Here is a 15,817-nt window from a genome sequence, read left to right on the forward strand (position 1 = left end):
AAAGGGTTAAGGCACGCAAAGTGAAGGCTGCATCGCCTGGCCACAGCCCCTATACTGCGACTTTACCTCCTCAGGACTTCGCCATGGATCGACTCGATTGTGACCGGATGTTTGTCACGGTGCTGGAAACCGGCAGCTTTTCTGCCGCGGCGTTGCGTCTCGGCACCAGCAGCAGTCAGGCATCAAAACTGGTTTCAAAGCTGGAGCAGCAGCTCGGCGTGCAGCTGTTTAAGCGCAGCACGCGCGCGCTGTCGCCCACCGATGTCGGACGCAGCTATTATGAGCGGGTGAAGAATCTGCTCGATGCCTTTGAGGCGCTGGATGCCAGCGTGCGTGAAAGTGCGACGACGCCCACCGGCAGGCTGAAAATCAGCGCACCCGGCTCCTTTGGCACGGCGGTATTGTCTCAGGTGCTGGTGGCGTTTGCCCGCCGCTATCCGTTGATTGAGCTGGATGTCAGCTTTTCAGACCGGGCCGTGAACATCGTCGATGAAGGTTTTGATATGGCGATCCGCATCGGCACGCTCAGCGACAGCAGCCTGGTGGCGCGCAAGCTGAGCGAAGTACATGTGCGTATCGCCGCATCACCGGTCTATCTGGAGCAGTTCGGCACGCCGCAGCACTGGCGTGACATGGCACAGCATCAGTGCATTATCGACACCAATTTTCGCGATCCCTGGCACTGGCCGTTTACCAGCGGGGACGGCAGCAGTGAAATTGTGACCGTGCCGGTGCGTGGACGTTTGCGCTTCGCCAATACTGAAGCCTCTCTGCAGGCCGCCATCGCCGGTCTGGGCATTGCGCGTTTGCCCGGTTTTATTGCGGCCCCGGCGCTGCAACGTGGGGAGATTGTCCGGCTGCTGGAAAATTTTGAGACGCCACCGCTAGGCTTGTTTGCGGTTTATCCGCCGGCCCGTCATCTGCCACATCGGGCACGCCTGCTCATCGACTTCCTGGTGACGCACTTCACGCACGCTCCACCGGCGTGATTTCTTCCATACTGGAAGAAATCATTGTCTTACAGACCCGATTATCAGTCGTTTAGTCATCAGTTAAGCTACTTCTCTCACCACAGAGGAGTTGCGCGATGTTAGTAGAAGGCAAATGGAGTAGTGACTGGCATCCGGTGCAGGCTACCGATAAACAGGGCGGATTTGTTCGCCAGACATCCGGTTTCCGGCACTTTATCAGTAGCGATGGCTCGACTGAATTCGCCGCCGAACCGGATCGTTACCACCTCTATGTGGCGCTGATCTGCCCGTGGGCGTCACGTGCGCTGATGGCCCGCAAACTCAAAGGGCTGGAGTCAATGATTAGTGTCACGGTGGTTGAGCCGCAGCTCGGGGCTCAGGGCTGGCGCTTCGGCACGTTTCCCGGCGCACAGCAGGACCCGCTGAATAACGCGCAATATCTGCATGAAATCTATACCCGTGTCGCGCCCGATTACACCGGCCGCGCCACCGTGCCGGTGCTGTGGGACAAGAAGACCGGCACCATCGTCAATAATGAGTCCGCTGACATTGTGCGCATGTTTAACAGCGGCTTTGGCGATCTGGCCGATAACCGCATCGATCTCTATCCTGCAGCGCTGCGCCAGGAGATTGACGCGCTGAATGAGAGTCTCTATCAGCGTCTGAATAACGGTGTTTATCGTGCTGGCTTCGCCACTACCGCCCTCAGCTATCAGCAGGCATTTAATGACGTCTTTAGCCAGCTCGATGAACTGGAAGCCCTGCTCAGCGATGGTCGCACCTTCCTGCTGGGAGAACGGCTGACTGAATCCGATATTCGCCTGTTCGTGACGCTGATTCGCTTTGACGCCGCCTACCATGGCCTGTTCAAATGCAACCTGCGCCGGATACGCGACTATACGCTGCTGAATCGCTATCTTAAGAGCATGTTATCGGTCTCCGGCGTACGTGAGACGGTCAGTATCGATCACATCAAACAGGGTTATTACTCGATCAAGGCGCTGAATCCGAACGGGATTGTTCCGGCTGGCCCGGATATGAGTGAATACAATTTGTAAGGGCATAAGCTAAAGGAGCAATGATGGCAAAAGCACTGGTAATTTTTCTGCATGGCGTGGGCAGTAACGGCGACGATCTGGCACCAATTGGCCGTCACTGGGCGACGCTGTTGCCGGATGTGATTTTTGCCTCTCCCAATGCGCCTGAACGTTTTCCCGGTGGTTTTGGCTGGCAGTGGTTCAGCCTGGCGGACATTACACCTGAGAACAGGCCTGCCCGTGTTCGGGCAGCGCGGGCGGCATTTGATGCAACCCTTAGCGAGATTATTGCGCAGCACGGCTTCGCGGAACGCTGGCAGGATGTGGTGCTGGTCGGCTTCTCGCAGGGATCGATCATGGCACTGGATGCCCTGGCGTCAGGCCGTTATCCGCTGGCAGGCGTGGTCGCCTTTTCCGGGCGTCTGGCGGTTGACGGTGAATTAACCCCGCAGGCTCATGTGCCCGCGCTGCTGATTCACGGTCAGGCCGATGAGGTGATCCCGTGGCAGGAGAGCGAATCTGCAGCAGCACGACTCCGGGCAGCACTGGTGCCGGTCGACGCGCGCTTTGAACCCGCCACCGGCCACACTATTTCCGCTCAGGGTGCTATGCACGCCGCCGGATTTATCGGCCAGTGTTTACAGGATTAACCCCAGTAGCGGTTTAACGCCTGCCAGGCATGACGTGCTGCGACGTCGGGCGGCAGGCGTTTCAGCGTATCATTAAAGACTTCGATGCCCACCGGCCCCTGATAGCCCGCACTTTTCAGCTTATCGACGAAGCGTTCAACATCAATAATGCCATCGCCGGGCAACTGACGATGGTGTTTTGCCATCGCCATCAGGCTCTGCTTATCCTGCGCGGGAACCGCGGCCATATCACACAGCTGCACTTCATAAATACGGTCGGCAGGAATGCCGTCCAGCTGCGAGGCGTCACCGCCCAGTGCGCAGATATGGAAAAGATCCACCACCAGCCCGATATTGGGCTGATCGAGCCGCTGCAATCGCTGCCACGCCAGCGGCAGCGTATTGTCCACGCTGCACCAGGCCATCGGCTCATACATAATGCGCATGTTGTAGCGTGCAGCTTCAGAGGCCATCCAGCGCAGGTCATCATCAATCTGGTCGGCGCAGCAATCTTCACGGGTGCTGGCCGGTGCCTGAATCGTGTCGCAGCCCAGCGTCCGGGCAATCTGTATAAACTGGCGAAGCTCTTCGCGCTTCTGGCACCGTAGCGCACCCGGTGCGCCGGTAAAATCGCGCAGCACCTGCAGATTAGTAAAGCCAGGTCCCTTCAGTGCGCTGATCTCAGCCAGTGCTGCCGCACCGCCCTCGTATGCGTCAACATCCTCGCGCCAGATCTCGACCTGATCAAAACCGGCGTCGCGCGCCGCCTGCAGTTTCTGGTCGGGTTCACCGTTTAACAACACCAGGTTAAGGAAGGTAGGATTGGTTCGCATGGCTCGGCTCCTTAATCGTCCGGAATAATCGGTGACGTTCAGCGTTACGCCCGCAATAGCCATGCGGGCGTAAAACCTGAAACAGTATCTACCTCTTAAGCGTTAAGACAAGCGCCGATTAGCCAGATCAGCCCAGCAGCGTGACCAGCGCAAAACCCGCAAACGCCATCAGCAGTGAGCCAATCACATGCACCAGCGCGCTGGCCATCGCCCACATATATTTTCCGGTCTGAAGCAGACCCATTAATTCCGCAGTAAACGAGGAGAATGTTGTCAGGCCGCCACAGAGTCCGGTGACGATCAGCAGTTTCCAGATCGGGTCCACGTCGGGATGGCGCACAAACCAGGCCATTGCGCCGCCGATCACCAGCCCGCCGATCAGATTCACCAGCAGCGTGCCGGGCGGCAGATTAGGAAAGAGCGCATTAAAACGCATAGAGAACAGCCAGCGCAGTACACAGCCGGCAGAGCCGCCGATCATCACAGCCAGTAACGGTTTAAACATGTGTTGCTCCTGATAACAGAGTAATGCCGGGCTGAGGGGAGAAAGGCAGAGATAAACTGCGCCTGACACCTCAGCTCCCGCGAAAGGATTGAGTGTCAGGCGTCATCAGCCGGTGTAAAGCCCACCGGCGGTTGGGAAAGGTGGCACGCCATCACCTTGAGCCGGTGATAATACGACGCCCGTTTCAGGCTGGCAAGCCTGTGCGCATAGCGGATGAATCGCTTGACGCCCTGCCCGCTGGCGGGGTAATGCTGAGAGTTTACAGCCTGTTGCGGAGAGCCTATGCGTACCCTGATTTTTGATACTGATATCGGCGTGGATGATGCCTTTGCGCTGGCTTATGCGGCGCGGACGCAGCATCTGCTGGGAATTACCACCGTGTATGGCAACGTAGCGGTGGGTCAGGCGGTGAAAAATGCCCGGCTGTTCTGCGACAAAATGGCGATTAACGCGGAGGTCTATCGCGGCTGTTCACGGCCGCTGGCGCTGGCGCCCTCTGCGCCCGCCCGGCTGCACGGAGAAGATGGGCTGGGCGATGCGTTTGATAATGCCTGCAGCGATGAGGCGCCAGGCGCGGTGCAGTTTATTATCGACAGCGTGCGGGCGCAGCCGCATCAGATCACCCTGGTGGCGATTGGTCCGCTGACCAACATCGCCACGGCCATTAATCAGGCGCCGGATATTATTCCGCTGGTGAAAGAGCTGGTGATCATGGGCGGCGCGTTTGGCACCGATGGCCACAGCGGCAACGTGACGCCCTTCAGCGAATTTAATATCTGGAAAGATCCGCATGCCGCCGATCAGGTGCTCGCCTCGGCGCTGAACGTGGTGGTCATCCCGCTGGATGTCACGCACAAGGTGTTAATCAGCAGTGATGAGGTTCAGCGTCTGAACCAGCCGGTGCTGAGCGCTATCTGTCGTCCTTATCTGGCTTACAGCCTGGCAAAGGAGGGTTTTGCCGGTATGGCGCTGCACGATACCCTGGCAGTGGCGTGGCTGACGCTGCCGCAGGCCTTTACCCTCACTGAAAGTCCGCTGCGGGTCATCACCGAGGGCATCGCCTGCGGTCAGACTGTGCGTAAGCTCGGCGCACTGGCGTCGCGCGATGATCCCTTTGCCGGTCTGCCCGCCCAGCGTATCGCGCTCGGCGTGGATGCCGACGCGGTGCGGGCGCACTTCTTTGAAACCCTCACCGCGCCCTGAAACGCCGCGTTAGCGGTCGAAGTGAATCACGCCTTTGATCAGTTCGCGATTATTGATGACTTGCGACTCAAAGGTTTCATCCAGCGTGGAGAAAGCCAGGTGATGATTCAGCATCATTTCAGCACGCAGCTGGCCGCTGGCCATCAGTGCACTTACCCGATCAAAATCTTCGCGGGTGGCATTACGGCTGCCCATCAGCGTGGTCTCTTTTTTGTGGAATTCACTGTCAGGGATAACCAGATCGCCTTTGTGCAGGCCGACATAGACGATTGTGCCGCCGTGTCGCATCAGGTTAACCGCATTGTTCATCGCCGCCGGGCTGCCGGTGGCGTCGATCACTTTCAGCGCCAGACGACCACCAAACTGATCCCGTAGCGCGCTGTAAAACGCCTCATCCGCCGGATTCAGTGCCGCCAGACCCAGCTGATCAGCGACATGCTGGCGACGGAATTCGCTGGTGTCCGCCACCACGACCTGCGCGCCACTGGCGGCGGCAATGGCGGCGACACCCAGCCCAATCGGTCCGGCACCCACCACCAGAACCTGCTCATCCGCTACAATGCCTGCACGACGCACCGCATGGGCGCTGATGGCAAAGGGCTCAATCAGCGCGGCCGCTTCCGGGGCCACCTCATCCACCGCCAGCAACGTGCTGACCGGCACGCTTAAGTAGTCGCAGAAACCGCCATCCTGATGCACGCCTATCACCGAGATCTGTTCACAGCAGTTGGTCTTGCCACTCTGGCAGGCGTCGCAGCGCAGACAGGAGATGTAGGGCATTAACGCCACCCGCTGGCCTGGCTGAAAGCCCTCGGCGCCACTACCCAGCGCCACCACTTCCGCACAGATTTCATGGCCCAGCACCCGTGGATAGCTGAAGAACGGCTGATTGCCGGACCAGGCGTGGATATCCGTGCCGCAGATTCCGGCGGTGAGAATTTTAATCAGCGCCTCGCCAGCGGCAGGCGTGGGGGTGTCGCGGGTGGCCCAGACCATCTTACGTGGTTCAGCGATGACCAGTGCTTTCATTGTTGTCATGGTGATTCTCCGGTTGTCCTGCAGGCAGTTACGGCGAATCCTGCCTGATGCGCAGCGTTCGTTTACGGGAAGTGTGAAGCACGGCGATTTTTTTGGGCTTTGAATGGTTTTTAATGCATTAAAAACCGGAGAGTCAGATGAGCCGCAGCCAGAATTTGCGCCAGAACGTCATCAACCAGATGCTGGAGAGTATCGCTCAGCGACATATTCGTTCGCCCCTGCCACCGCAGGCGGCGCTGGCGGAGATGTTCAATATCAGCCGGACCACGGTGCGACATACCCTGCACTATCTGCATCAGTGCGGCGTGCTGGATAAAGTGGATCAAACCTACGTTATCGTGCGTGATCCCCGCGAAGAGGACAGTTTTAGCGCCTTAACGCCGCCGATTGAGCAGCAGGCCAGTCACTTTGAGCAGATGTTTTTTAATATGATCAATCAGCGGCAGCTGGTGCCCGGCGACACCTTCAGCGAGCTGCAACTGGCGCAGCAGGTGAAAGTCAGTCCGGTCGTGGTGCGCGAATTTCTGCTGCGCTTTATGCGCTATGACCTGCTGGAGCCGGTGAAACGCGGTCAGTGGCGCATGAAAAAATTCACTCAGGATTATGCCGAGAAGCTGTTTGAACTGCGCGAGATGCTGGAAACCCACGCCCTGAGCCGCTTCCTGAATCTGCCCGCCAGCGATGAGCGCTGGATGCAGGCGCGGGATCTGCTGGATCGTCACCGATCCATGCGCGACACCATCGCCAGCAACTATCGCCACTTTGCTGCGCTGGACCGTCAGATGCATTCGCTGATTTTATCCGCCGCCAATAATCCATTTTTTAATCAGTCGCTGGAGATCATCTCAGTCATCTTTCACTCGCATTATCAGTGGGATGAAAGCGATCTTAAGCAGCGTAACATTGTCGCGCTGGAGGAGCATATGGCGATACTGACCGCGCTGATTGGCCGTCAGGATATTGATGCGCTCTGTGCATTACATAACCATCTGGCGACCGCTAAAACCTCAATGGTGCGCTCAATCGGTCAGTACAATTAAAAACCGATTAAAAACCACAAAGCATTAGCTCCCGCACGATTCAGAAACATCTTTGCAACATCCTTAACCCTTTGCTCTTAGTCTCGACTGCAACGTCACGGCGGCCTTTTGCCGCTGCGCGCAGACCCCTTCTCACCATAACGATAAGTACCCAGTTTCGGGAGAGTGCAATGGAAAAGACCTCAGTAACCGGTCGCGACAGCGTGACCGGCGACACGCCACCAGGCCAGGATTTCGTGCCAATGCGCAGCGATGTGGTGCGTTCACCGCGTATCCGCAAAGTGCAGATTACGGCGATGCTGCTGTTGCTGTTCGCCGCCATCATCAACTATCTGGATCGCAGCTCGCTGTCGGTCGCGAACATGACCATCCGCGATGAGATGGGGCTAAGCGCCACCGAAATCGGCTTCCTGCTTTCTGCTTTTTCGCTGGCGTATGGCCTGGCGCAGTTGCCATGTGGCGCGCTGCTGGATCGTAAAGGGCCGCGCATTATGCTCGGCATCGGCATGTTTATCTGGTCGCTGTTCCAGGCCGCCTCGGGTCTGGTGCATAACTTTACCCAGTTCATCCTGGTGCGCATTGGCCTGGGCATTGGCGAAGCGCCGATGAACCCGTGCGGCGTGAAAGTGATCAACGACTGGTTCAACATTAAAGATCGCGGCATGCCGATGGGGATGTTCAATGCCGCCTCGATGATTGGGCTGTCGGTGGCCCCGCCGATTCTGGCGGCGATGATGCTGGTGATGGGCTGGCGTGGCATGTTTGTTACCATCGGTATCCTCGGCATGTTCCTCGCTATCGGCTGGTATATGATTTACCGCGACCGCGACAACAACACCCTGAGCGCCGAAGAGATCCACTATCTGCAGGCGGGCAGCGTGGCGTCGCGGAAAGAGCCGATCAGCTTCAAAGAGTGGCGTGGCCTGTTTAAGCAGCGCACCATGTGGGGCATGATGATTGGCTTCAGCGGCATCAACTACACCGCGTGGCTCTATATCGCCTGGCTGCCGGGCTACCTGCAGTCCACCTATCATCTCGATCTGAAAAGTACTGGCCTGCTGGCGGCGATTCCGTTCCTGTTTGGTGCAGCGGGCATGCTGCTGAATGGCTATGTGGTTGACTCGCTGGTGCGTCGTGGCTTTAACGCCGTAAAAACCCGCAAAGTCTGCATCGTCAGTGGGATGCTGCTGTCAGCCGGATTCACCGCCGTGGTGACCCGCGCGACCGATACCACCAGCGCCGTGACGCTGATTGGCATGGCGCTGTTCTGTATCCATTTCGCCGGCACCTCATGCTGGGGATTGATCCACGCCAACGTCACCGCCCGCATGACCGCTTCGGTCGGCAGCATCCAGAACTTTGCCAGCTTTATCTTCGCCTCGTTCGCGCCAGTGATCACCGGCTGGGTGCTCGACACCACCAAATCGTTCAGCCTGGCGCTGATGATCTGTGCCTGCGTCACGCTGGTTGGCGCACTCGCCTACCTGCTGCTGGTGCGCCAGCCCATCACCGACGGCGAATAATCGCAGGACGGCGCGGCGGCTACGTCAGCGCCGTCAGCGTGACGCCATGTTTTGCACCGTAACGTTTAATACCTGCCATCACCTTCTCTGAATTAAGCGGAGGCGGCGGTGGCAACAGCGGTGCCCGTTCACGCAGCGCCGAGTCGAAGCGGGCAAACGTCGCGAAGTCACGCGGGTAGCGGGCTTCATCCACACCAATTAAAACTCCCTCGTCACGCGCATGGGACAGCAGCGCCAGCCAGCGATCAATCTCCGCTAGCCCGATACTGTCGGTACCATGAGAAAAGAGCATCATATCGATGTTACGGAATGGCGGCTGTTTTTCCAGGAAACGTTGCAGCGCTAATGCCGAGGATTCGCTGCTAAAGCTCAGCCAGAACGGAATCGACTGCTGCTGCTGCGTACACCACGGATCCATCAGCAGGAAACTGTCCACCGTCAGCCGGGTCGGTAAGATTCCCGCCGCCAGATACCAGTCGCGGTAGATCTCCGCCACCACATAACTCATTGCTTCCGGATTCTCGTAGCGAATCTCCATCAGCTTCCAGCTCTGCGCTTCGGCAAGCTTTTTCAGCGGTGCGATCAGATAACCATCCAGCCCCCACTCCGCTTCCGGCACCCGGTCGGTAATGGCTGGCGGCGTCCAGCGCTCACGATCCACGCCGTAACGTGCCAGATATTCCGCTACGCGCGGACCGCCCTGCATAAACTCTTTTTCGCTGGCTCCGCCCGGCGCACCAAACTGAAAGAAAGAGCGATCGCTGGTGCGCGTTACCGGCCATTGCTGGGTGCAGTGATTGATAAACAGTGTGGAACCGGCGGGCAGACTGCCCATCAGGAATTCGTTAAAAGCCAGCGGCAGTTCGCGCAGTTTCAGCCGGAAATAGCGCATCTGGTCGAGCATCAGGCGATCCTGATTCGGGTCGTGCATGTGGTGAACCGCCAGCCGTGGCCAGGCAGCCAGCAGCGCGGCGGCCACCTCTTTACCTTGCTCGAAATTCGCTTCTGCATCATCCGGATCGTTACTGGCGGCGCGCACCGGACAGAGAAACGTCTGCGGCAGCCAGGGCACGTTCATTGCCGACGCCAGATGCACCAGCGCGCCGTTCGACGAACCGATAAAGGCCGCCGGATAATCCTGCTGTGGGTACTCACTCACCATCCATTCAGCAATGCCTTCTATATCCAGCTCACCCGCCTGGCGCAGGCTGATGCCTTCTGCCATGCCGCCCAGCGCATAACCCCACTCACGTAGCCCGGTCGGCAGACGATTCAGCGAGGGCAGTAACCGGTCAAGCGTCGGTGACTGGCTCGGACTGGCGAAGGGACGATCGTGAAGCGCATTTGCAAGCGCCAGAAGCATGGCGGCAGCAGAGTCAAAACGGGCGATGCCCTTGGGCGGTTTACTCATGCTGATTCTCCTGCTGAATGCGCGCCACGAACGGGCGGATGGCGTTGCAGAAACTCCACGGATAGACGTAGTGCAGCGTGTGGGTACCATCGCGCAGCGTCAGACGTTCGCTGCGCGGCATCAGCGCGGCGAGCTCATCCAGCCAGCGTGCCGGGCAGACTGGATCACGCGAGCCACGCAGCAGCAGCGTTGGCGCGTTGATGTAAGTGAGGCGATGCTCAATATGGTCGCGCATCATGACGCGTAATGTGCCGAACGCGCGCCATAGCCCGGCCTTGGCGTAGTCGATGCACGCCAGCGAACCCGGCGAGCGATGCGCCTCCAGACCACGATTGCGCCAGTTGCGCCAGAACTGGCGTGTCAGACTGCGCGCATGGCGATCCACCGTCGGCCCTTGCAAGACCAGCCCCGCTACCGCCTGCGGATATTTCACCGCCAGCGCAGCCAGAATCTGGCAGCCAAACGCATTGCCCACCCAGATGGCACGCTGAAACCCGTTGTGCTGCAGCCAGAGCCAGAGCGCATCAGCCTGCTGATCCACCGTCATGATGGGTGCGGAAGGTGGCAGCGTGCTGGCCCCAAAACCGGGCAGATCCGGCACCAGCACGTGATAGTCGCGGCCCAGTGCCAGCGCCAGCGGCTCCATCGCCCGGCCCGACATCACCAGCCCGTGAATCAGCACCACCGGCAGTCCCTGATCCTCATTAGGTGTGACACGCGTAAACATGCGCCAGTCGCCCACCTGCTGGAAATAACCCGCCAGCCCGGCGTGGTGACTGCGCGGCAACACCGGCGGCGTCTGCTTCAGTTGCTGCCAGCGTTTCATACCCCAAAGCGTAGCCGCTACACCTAATCCCACGCCTGCCACAATCGCTGCCTGTTTTCGTCGATGCTTCTGGATCATCCGCTGCTCCTGATTTGGGGAGGATAATTCAGTGTAGGACGGGATTGGGTTGAAGGCGGGTTAATGGTGGGTTGAAGGTTTGGCGTAAGAGGTAATTTCTTAGAGAATGGCAAAATTTGCTGTGTAGCGTCGCTTGCTGTTTTGCGGACAACATGACCCCGACCGTACACTATATTGCAGATGGCAAGTAGCGCATTGCTGCATAATCCTGTTTACGAGTGCTTCGCGCTTTAGAGCTGGATATCAGACATAAAGAGTAGTTATCAGAAAGAGTGCCCTTTGCGGGATTTTTAGTGCCATTATCAGGTAAAGTTATTTAAGCTACACAGGTAATTTTAAGGATAAAAGTCTATGAAATTGAACGAAAAGGCGCTGCTGGATTCCGGCTTTAACTATGCAGATCTTCAGAAGCTTAAAAACAACATTGCTAACTATGGCGGCTCTCTGGATTCGGTTATCCATGACCTTGCTAACCGCTTTATTGCTGCAAAGTGGATTACTATCGTTGCCTTAGCCATTCTCGTTCTCACGTTAGTGCTGGCATCCTCAGATACCAGCATCACGCTCACAGGTACACTTGCAATTGTATTACCTTTTATATGGTATCTAACGCCAGCAACACTTGCCTATAAGGCATGGCGCTATCGTAAATTAACAACTAATTCTGAACAGCGCCCTTAACAGATATAAGGTCAAATATGACTTTGGCCGTAACACCATAACCGACTATGTGCATTGTGAGTTTGGCGCGGCTCATTGTGTTAACTTTTCGGAAATAATCGGATGGCATGTATCTGAATAAACGCCAGGTTCCGGGGCGCCTGAAGAGGCCAAATACGGTATAAGCATTTGCGACCAGCGAGACTGATTTATAGACTGCCAGCCCGCTGTTTGGACTGAACCCCATAAATTGAGCGGAAGACATGGCAGCATCAGCCACTAAACCTTCGGTGTTTTTTATACCCATAACGTAGTTCGAAAATTCTTTGCTTATGCCGTTAGCGCCGTCAATAACCAGCACTGCACCGGCCAGAATACCCATAGGCGTCATAGAACCTATAAGGGTTAGGCCAGTAGCTATTTCGGCACCGGCCATAACAACATTTACAGCAGAAATCACATACCCAACGATATTATTGTTTTCCTTAACAAACTCCACTTTGGCGTAGAGTTTCGCAGCTTTCATGCGCAGCATTCTGTCCTGCTCCTGAAGGTTTTCCATTTCTATCCGCAAATTTCTAATACATGCCACGCACTCTTCGTCAGATTTTGCACGTCGTGCAGCGGCAAATTCCTTCTCAATGAGATCTCTAATCTCCTGAACGAACTTTACCTGAGTCATGCCATTTGAAAGATGGGCCGAGGACACATGATTAGCCGTATTGATCAGCTTTCTGGCCTCAAGATTAATCATTGTTTCAGCCCAGTGCTTATTTCGGCCTGAGCGCATCATATCGAGCAATGCTGCATCCATTTATATTCTCCCTGAACATTATATCGCCGATAAGACCTCATATATTCAGCTATAAGCCGTCGATTACGACAGAATTAAGCTACATGAGATAGCATATTAAAGGATGACCTATCAGAAAAAATTTACAATTTAGAGCGGCACTAAATCATGACACTTTTGCCATGATTCTCACGTTGACGCAGAGACAATCAGCATGAAATCGAAAACCAGGTTACATAAACAAGGAATTACAACCAGCACATAACGCACGGCTGCAAAGGCGTCATTTTGTCGCCAGAAAGTGTTTTTAGCGGAAAGACAACAAGAAGAGTGGCAGAAGCAGATTAGACGCACCAGGAAGTGCAAAACGCGGGTTTACTCAGAAGAAAGCAAAAGCAAAAGGTGATAATCACAGGTCGATCCCTGACCGCGATTATCGAGGGTTTCTTGCGGGGTGCTTAGTACATGGCACCCGGCGGTACGTGTTTGAACGTCTCAACATAAGCGCGGAACACGTGTTTAATGATGCGTTTCATAAAATGCCTGATTCAAATTTAGTTGAACATATACTGAAAAAGTATAGCCGCTGTGCGTTTTAACAGCAAATAAATTTGAAGCAGATCACAAAAATACCGCTTTTATGTGCAAAGGCCCTAGGCGGTGTAGCCAAGATGCTGCAACAGAATGGTGGAGCCGACGGCGATTAACACCACGCCACCCAGTACTTCCGCCCATTTGCCCAGTACCGGACCGATAAAGCGTCCGACTAATACGCCGGTCGTCGCCATCACTGTGGTGGCGGCACCAATGGTCAGCGCGGTGGTGATGATATTCACCTGTAAAAAGGCCAGACCAACGCCGACCGCCAGTGCATCCAGGCTGGTCGCGACGGCAGTGGTCGCCAGGACCATAAAGCCATGACTTTGCGGGGCTTCACAAGGTTCTGCGACGGCTGTCTGACGAAAACCTTCCATCATCATACGGCCACCCAGAAAGGCCAGCAGGGTGAAGGCAACCCAGTGATCCCACGCCATGATGTAACGACTGGCCGCCAGACCAAGTGCCCAGCCAATCAGTGGGGTCAGCGCTTCAATAGAGCCGAAGATCAGACCGGTACGCAGCGCTTCTTTAAAACCAGGACGATGCAATGTGGCACCTTTGCCCAGCGCAGCGGCAAACGCGTCCATCGACATACCCAGCGCAAGAATTAAAGTGGCAATAAAGGTCATGATTTATTCACCTGGGGCGAAAAAGCGGCAATTCACGCTGAATTCACCACACAAAGTGTTCAGTTATGAAAAAGTGGGCGCAGTCTACCACGCAAACCTCAAGATAAAAAGACAGTAAAATCAGGGATTTAAGTATAGCAAAGGCTATAACTCTTATCATTCGCTATGAATGGCGCTAAGTCGATGGTGGCAAAGCATTTTCTGGCCGTTTTCCCTGCCCTGCACTACGCCATGTGGGCGTATTGCGGCACACCACCATTGAACCCTGTCGCCGATTACCGGAAAATGCCGGGCTGATAAATATGGGATACCGGTTATGAATAACCCTTTTGAAACGTTGGTTGTGCCTGGTGGCATTTTGCTGCTGGGCTTTCTCTCGGCGCTGCTGCTGCCCGCGCCCGCTTTTAGCGTGACGGTGGCGCAGCATCTGTTGCAGATGTTCCATTTACAGGATCTGAATCAGCTCTACACAGTGGTGTTTTGCGTCTGGTTTTTGCTACTGGGCGCCATAGAGTTTTTTGTTATCCGCTTTGTCTGGCGTCGCTGGTTCAGGGGCTGACCGCCTGCGCATCGACCAGCGCTTTTAGCCGTTCAGCGCTGCGCGCGTAACCTTCACGCGGCAGATGTGCCGCACCCAGTACCAGACCCGCACCGCGCTGCCCGGCCTGCTGATACCAGACCGACAGCGGCGAGGGGGCCATGCCCCACTCCACCGCCTGCTGCGCAATGGCCTCATCCAGAGTACCGGCGGGTAAGCGGACAATCACCGCCAGCCCGGCGCGTTGCAGGTCGGGAAAGTAAGGATGGAGCGCCGCGATCATCTGCTCCAGTCGCTCATGATAAACGCGCTTCATGCGCCGCAGATGCCGCATAAAGTGTCCGTCCCGCAGAAACTCCGCCACCGCGTTGTGTAACAACCCTGAGGATGCAGGCGAAAGCAACGCGCAGACCTCACCGAAGCGCGCCGTCAGCGCCGGCGGAACCACCATAAAACCGAGCCGCAGTTGCGGCGTCAGCGTCTTGCTGAAGGTGCCGATGTGCAGCACCCGCCCTTCACTGTCGAGCGCGGCGAGAGCAGGGGCCGCGCGATTACCGGGCTGAAGCTCGCCGAGATAATCATCTTCGATAATCCAGCGCTGCTCCCGGCTGGCCCAGTTCAGCAATTCATGACGGCGTACCAGGCTCATGGTCATGCCCAGCGGCGCCTGCTGTCCCGGTGTGACCAGCGCGAAAGCGGCATCCGGCGCGCGGGCAATCCCGGTCGCCACCTGCAACCCTTCGGCATCAACCGGCACGGCAACCGGCGTGACGTGTAGCGCTTCAACCGCGCGACGTGCCACCCAGAATCCGGGGTCCTCCAGCCAGGCCTTTTTGCCCTGAAAATTCATCGCCAGCCCAATCAGGCCCATCGCGCCCGCATAACCGCTGGTGATAATGATCTGATCCGCCTGACAGCGCAGGCCGCGTGCCACCGCGAGGTAGGCCACCAGCGCCTGACGCAGCGCTAAGCTGCCGCGTGGATCGGGATAACTCGCCGGTCTGCTGACCTGCATGCGCGTCTGACGCTGCAGGATGCGCAGCCAGACTTTTGCCGGAAACGCATCGCTGGCCGGAATGCCCATCTGAAAGGTCAGCGGTGGCGCTTCATACTCTTCAATTCCATCAGGATGGAGTGACTTGCAGTTGGCATCATTGCCGGCCGGTTTTAACGGTGGTAATGGACTGACGAAGGTGCCTGCTGCGCCTCTGGCCTGCAGAAACTGTCCATCAACCAGCATGTCATAGCTGGCACGCACGGTGCCACGTGCCACGCCGAGCTGCGCCGCCAGATCGCGGCAGGAAGGTAAACGCGTACCAGGCTGTAAACGCCCTTCACTAATCGCCTGTTCAATCAGCAGTCGCAGCTGCTCGCTTAGCCCCCGTGATGCACCGCGTTGCAGTGTCAGCGTAGAAAGCGGCGATGGGCCAGTCAGACTCTCATTTTTTGGCACTTTATCTGCTCCATTGAAAGGCCGAAAATCACCTCATCAATCCCAGGAGG

At 56.7% G+C, this 15,817-nt stretch carries 17 protein-coding genes and 1 riboswitch; of the genes, 8 read left to right on the top strand and 9 right to left on the bottom strand.

The window, feature by feature from the left end; translation table 11 throughout:
• Positions 1–83: 83 nt before the first annotated feature.
• The 3 genes from AC6I77_RS18270 to AC6I77_RS18280 all read left to right on the top strand — a co-directional run bounded on the left by AC6I77_RS18270 (position 84) and on the right by AC6I77_RS18280 (position 2,658).
• On the top strand, positions 84–989 hold the full coding sequence (locus AC6I77_RS18270) for a LysR family transcriptional regulator (protein ID WP_110410929.1): 906 nt from the start codon (positions 84–86) through the stop codon (positions 987–989).
• Positions 990–1,087: 98 nt separating this feature from the next.
• Positions 1,088–2,029 (top strand): glutathione S-transferase family protein, encoded by a 942-nt coding sequence (locus AC6I77_RS18275; RefSeq protein ID WP_008926338.1) that lies wholly within the window; start codon positions 1,088–1,090, stop codon positions 2,027–2,029.
• Positions 2,030–2,052: 23 nt separating this feature from the next.
• A complete protein-coding gene (locus AC6I77_RS18280) occupies positions 2,053–2,658 on the top strand; it encodes an alpha/beta hydrolase (RefSeq protein ID WP_078805098.1) in 606 nt (201 codons plus the stop codon).
• Here AC6I77_RS18280 and AC6I77_RS18285 read toward each other — a convergent pair.
• Both AC6I77_RS18285 and crcB read right to left on the bottom strand, forming a co-directional pair.
• Entirely contained in the window at positions 2,655–3,470 is an 816-nt protein-coding gene (locus AC6I77_RS18285; protein ID WP_039661130.1) for a sugar phosphate isomerase/epimerase family protein, read from the bottom strand. The genes AC6I77_RS18280 and AC6I77_RS18285 overlap by 4 nt on opposite strands.
• A gap of 127 nt (positions 3,471–3,597) precedes the next feature.
• Entirely contained in the window at positions 3,598–3,975 is a 378-nt protein-coding gene (gene crcB / locus AC6I77_RS18290; RefSeq protein WP_003852055.1) for a fluoride efflux transporter CrcB, read from the bottom strand.
• A gap of 89 nt (positions 3,976–4,064) precedes the next feature.
• Positions 4,065–4,140, bottom strand: a riboswitch (Fluoride riboswitch).
• A gap of 117 nt (positions 4,141–4,257) precedes the next feature.
• Here crcB and AC6I77_RS18295 point away from each other — a divergent pair.
• Positions 4,258–5,178, top strand: a complete 921-nt coding sequence (locus AC6I77_RS18295) for a nucleoside hydrolase (RefSeq protein WP_078805097.1) — start codon at positions 4,258–4,260, stop codon at positions 5,176–5,178.
• Between the two features lie 9 nt (positions 5,179–5,187).
• Here AC6I77_RS18295 and AC6I77_RS18300 read toward each other — a convergent pair whose 3' ends face one another.
• Positions 5,188–6,216 carry a zinc-binding alcohol dehydrogenase family protein gene (locus AC6I77_RS18300; protein WP_140034142.1) on the bottom strand — a complete coding sequence of 343 codons (1,029 nt, stop codon included), beginning with the start codon at positions 6,214–6,216 and terminating at the stop codon, positions 5,188–5,190.
• Between the two features lie 137 nt (positions 6,217–6,353).
• On the opposite strand from AC6I77_RS18300, the gene AC6I77_RS18305 reads away from it, so the two are divergent.
• The gene (locus AC6I77_RS18305; protein WP_140034141.1) at positions 6,354–7,256 is read left to right on the top strand and encodes a GntR family transcriptional regulator; all 903 of its coding nucleotides are present in this window, start codon (positions 6,354–6,356) and stop codon (positions 7,254–7,256) included.
• Between the two features lie 170 nt (positions 7,257–7,426).
• Positions 7,427–8,779, top strand: a complete 1,353-nt coding sequence (locus AC6I77_RS18310; protein ID WP_003852047.1) for an MFS transporter — start codon at positions 7,427–7,429, stop codon at positions 8,777–8,779.
• Positions 8,780–8,798: 19 nt separating this feature from the next.
• Here AC6I77_RS18310 and AC6I77_RS18315 read toward each other — a convergent pair whose 3' ends face one another.
• Positions 8,799–10,190 (bottom strand): hypothetical protein, encoded by a 1,392-nt coding sequence (locus tag AC6I77_RS18315; protein ID WP_497817198.1) that lies wholly within the window; start codon positions 10,188–10,190, stop codon positions 8,799–8,801.
• Positions 10,183–11,094 carry an alpha/beta fold hydrolase gene (locus AC6I77_RS18320; RefSeq protein WP_110410926.1) on the bottom strand — a complete coding sequence of 304 codons (912 nt, stop codon included), beginning with the start codon at positions 11,092–11,094 and terminating at the stop codon, positions 10,183–10,185. The genes AC6I77_RS18315 and AC6I77_RS18320 overlap by 8 nt, the downstream gene beginning before the upstream one ends.
• 351 nt (positions 11,095–11,445) lie before the next feature.
• Between AC6I77_RS18320 and AC6I77_RS18325 the strand changes: the two genes are divergently transcribed.
• A complete protein-coding gene (locus tag AC6I77_RS18325) occupies positions 11,446–11,775 on the top strand; it encodes a hypothetical protein (RefSeq protein ID WP_003852044.1) in 330 nt (109 codons plus the stop codon).
• On the opposite strand, the gene AC6I77_RS18330 is transcribed toward AC6I77_RS18325, so the two are convergent.
• The 3 genes from AC6I77_RS18330 to mntP form a co-directional block, all read right to left on the bottom strand.
• Positions 11,753–12,568 (bottom strand): DUF4225 domain-containing protein, encoded by an 816-nt coding sequence (locus AC6I77_RS18330; RefSeq protein WP_105099932.1) that lies wholly within the window; start codon positions 12,566–12,568, stop codon positions 11,753–11,755. The two genes, AC6I77_RS18325 and AC6I77_RS18330, sit on opposite strands and share 23 nt — an antisense overlap.
• A gap of 437 nt (positions 12,569–13,005) precedes the next feature.
• Positions 13,006–13,083 carry a stress response protein AzuC gene (gene azuC / locus AC6I77_RS18335; RefSeq protein ID WP_123809971.1) on the bottom strand — a complete coding sequence of 26 codons (78 nt, stop codon included), beginning with the start codon at positions 13,081–13,083 and terminating at the stop codon, positions 13,006–13,008.
• Positions 13,084–13,200: 117 nt separating this feature from the next.
• Complete coding sequence (gene mntP / locus AC6I77_RS18340; RefSeq protein ID WP_003852038.1) at positions 13,201–13,776, bottom strand: manganese efflux pump MntP; 576 nt, start codon at positions 13,774–13,776, stop codon at positions 13,201–13,203.
• Between the two features lie 316 nt (positions 13,777–14,092).
• Between mntP and AC6I77_RS18345 the strand changes: the two genes are divergently transcribed.
• Positions 14,093–14,335, top strand: coding sequence for a DUF1158 domain-containing protein (locus AC6I77_RS18345; RefSeq protein ID WP_078805093.1), 243 nt, complete (start codon positions 14,093–14,095; stop codon positions 14,333–14,335).
• On the opposite strand, the gene pdxR is transcribed toward AC6I77_RS18345, so the two are convergent.
• Positions 14,325–15,767, bottom strand: a complete 1,443-nt coding sequence (pdxR, locus tag AC6I77_RS18350) for a MocR-like pyridoxine biosynthesis transcription factor PdxR (protein WP_442844120.1) — start codon at positions 15,765–15,767, stop codon at positions 14,325–14,327. The genes AC6I77_RS18345 and pdxR overlap by 11 nt on opposite strands.
• Positions 15,768–15,817 lie beyond the last annotated feature (50 nt).

This window comes from Pantoea sp. X-Soil-ISGK-259, assembly GCF_059730705.1.